The 2,621-nt window shown below is 49.0% G+C and carries 4 protein-coding genes; all 4 read left to right on the top strand.

What is annotated here, in order from left to right:
* The first annotated feature begins 190 nt into the window (after positions 1-190).
* The 4 genes from ACOYNV_RS27310 (at position 191) to ACOYNV_RS27295 (ending at position 2,349) form a co-directional block, all read left to right on the top strand.
* Entirely contained in the window at positions 191-502 is a 312-nt protein-coding gene (locus ACOYNV_RS27310) for an H-NS family nucleoid-associated regulatory protein (RefSeq protein WP_422902969.1), read from the top strand.
* A 221-nt stretch (positions 503-723) separates the two neighbouring features.
* Positions 724-1,317 carry a hypothetical protein gene (locus ACOYNV_RS27305; RefSeq protein WP_422902968.1) on the top strand — a complete coding sequence of 198 codons (594 nt, stop codon included), beginning with the start codon at positions 724-726 and terminating at the stop codon, positions 1,315-1,317.
* 217 nt (positions 1,318-1,534) lie between these two features.
* The gene (locus tag ACOYNV_RS27300; protein WP_422902967.1) at positions 1,535-1,861 is read left to right on the top strand and encodes a type II toxin-antitoxin system PrlF family antitoxin; all 327 of its coding nucleotides are present in this window, start codon (positions 1,535-1,537) and stop codon (positions 1,859-1,861) included.
* Entirely contained in the window at positions 1,858-2,349 is a 492-nt protein-coding gene (locus ACOYNV_RS27295) for a type II toxin-antitoxin system YhaV family toxin (RefSeq protein ID WP_422902966.1), read from the top strand. Before ACOYNV_RS27300 ends, ACOYNV_RS27295 begins: the two co-directional genes overlap by 4 nt.
* Positions 2,350-2,621 lie beyond the last annotated feature (272 nt).

Below are 2,621 nucleotides of genomic sequence, written 5' to 3'. Positions count from 1 at the left end.
TTTGTCTCCGATAACTAAATTTGAAGACAGACGCTTTAAATTCCAATTAAGACAATAAAAGCTGAATGCCCATTATCTTAATGGCGGCTATTTTCCGCGGCATCATGAGTAATTCTTGAAATTGCCGCTTGCATTTGAATCAATAAATTGTGGTATAAAGTGCCGTAATTTAAATTTATGGAGAAGTTTCGTGGCTCAAACCTATGATGAAATTCTGAAACAAATTGAAGATATAAAGACTGAAGCAGAACAACTGAGGAAGACCGAAGTCTCTGCTGCTGTTGCCGAAGCTAAAGTCATTATCGAGAAATATAAGCTAACCGCCGAAGATCTTGGTTTGGTAAAAAAAGGCAAGAAATCAGCACCGGAAAAAGCACCTGCGGTGGTGAAATACAGAAGTGATTCAAACCCCGCAGACACTTATGGCGGCAAGGGGCCAACCCCTGCATGGCTGAAAGAAATGCTTGCTGAGGGACGGAACAAAGAAGAATTCCGAGTTTAGGATAAGCCTGCCGAGTGTTTTATTTGTTTTTAAAAAGCTCCTTTGCAGGAGCTTTTTTCTTGGCTTTTTCATGGGTATTGATTTTTTCGAGTATTCGCGACAGTTCATCGTGGGTAGTTCGACGTGGATGCTTGCCATCACTGTGGAAAAGAGAATGCTCGAAAGCATCAAGACCGCGAATCGGGCGTATGATTGCATGAAACGTCAATGAGTTTTATTCAATGGAACAACGCGCCCCATCACCGGCCACAGCTTCGCCAAGATTTCAGTTAGAGCCCGGCGGCGTCTATCGCCGCAAAGACCTTGCGACCCAGTCGCGGGCGGTGGATCGTGATTTGCAATTGGCGCTGAGCACGGGTGAATTACACCGTGCCGCCCAGGGCTTGTATTACGCGCCGATCAAGTCCATCTTTGGCGATGTCCCGCCAAACGATCATGCACTGGTTGGCAAATTCCTTGAAGACCGGCATTTCCTTCTGCTCAACCTGAGCTACTACAACGGCCTGCACCTCGGCACGACGCAGCTCTATAACCAAACGCTGGTCTATAATCACAAGCGCCACGGCCAATTCAGACTCGGCAACCGTACCTATGATTTCCGGGTCAAGCATCGTTTCCCTGAAGAATTGAGCATGGAGTTCCTGTGGGTCGATTGCCTGAACAATCTGGACGAGTTGGCAGAGGATCAGGACGCCTTTGTTCGGAATGCCCGCAAGAGCCTGGATCGCTTTGATCGATCCGCCTTGCGCCAGGCGCTGGCCGATTATGGCTCCGCCACAACGCGACGCCTGGTCCGGGACTGGTTCGATGCCTGATTCGCTCCCATTTCTCCACGCCACACCTGAATTCCCGCTCTTGCTCGGGGTGTTGGCCAACCGGGCAAAAATAATTGTCTATATGCATTCATAGGTTGGAATGTATGGCTCACACTAGGAAAACGCATACAAGTCTTTGGTTGAAAATCGGCCCATTGACACGGCAATGCACGCGCATTACCATCGGGCCAGATTCTCCTTTTGCCCGGAGTAAGCCATGCCAACCCTCGAAGTCGAATCCACCCTGACTGACCGCTATCAGACCACGGTGCCGGAAACTGTGCGCCGTGTCCTCCATCTCGGCAAGCGCGACAAAATTCACTACACGATCCGCCCCAGCGGAGAGGTCGTGCTATCGCGTGCAAATTTTTCCGGAGGAGATGATCCCGTGCTTGGCCAATTTTTGACCTTTCTTGCCGGCGACATCGCCAATCATCCGGAGCACTTACAGATTATTGATATCGGACTTGTGCAACACATTCGGTCTTTGGTCGGCAACATTGATGTCGATCTTGATGCCACTCTTTCCACTGATTCCGAATGAGTGCAGGCAAGCCAACGCCCTTGGTCGTTGGCGGTTGGACGGTTTTCGCCCATCCTCTCTTCCTTGCGCAAGTTGAAGCCTTAACGCATAAGGTTAAGGGGTTCAAGAAAAATGACCCAGTCGGTTACGTAAAGAAGAATGCCAGCAAGCAGTTGGCGGCTATTGCCAAACTCGCCTTCGATGTCATCCCACAAGACCCGACGCGGCCAGAATACCGGCAAGGCAATACCCTTGGTGACGACCATAAACACTGGTTCCGGGCCAAGTTTTTCCAACAGTATCGTTTATTTTTCCGTTACCACGCGCCAAGCAAAATAATCGTGCTTGCCTGGGTCAACGACGATGACAGCAAGCGTACCTATGAGAGCAACAACGATGCATATAGGGTGTTCCGCAAGATGCTCGAAAGCGGCCACCCTCCCGATCATTGGGACCAGCTACTGGCCGAGTGCCAGCATATCGTCCAACCAGATTTTTCACAAAACTAAACTGAAGCTGTTTGGTCAGGCTATGTGCATTCCAACCTCGAATGCATCTAGCCAAATAATTAAAATAATGGTGACAATTTAGCCCTTTTGGGCTGACCCTGAAAAGAAAATAATTGGCCAAACAATTGGAGTCGCTCACCGATTGTTTCTACCCATTGACCCTTGTTGCAATAATTCAGACGACAAAAAAATGACTGCGTTGAAAAAAACAAAGCTCACGGTCAGCTTGCATCAGGGTTTCCGTCTAGCCTGCCTAATGATGCTGACTACAT

This window comes from Propionivibrio sp. (assembly GCF_049316945.1).
Lineage (GTDB): Bacteria > Pseudomonadota > Gammaproteobacteria > Burkholderiales > Rhodocyclaceae > Propionivibrio.
Note: the sequence above shows the minus strand (reverse complement) of the source record. Positions and strands in the feature narration are given on the sequence as shown.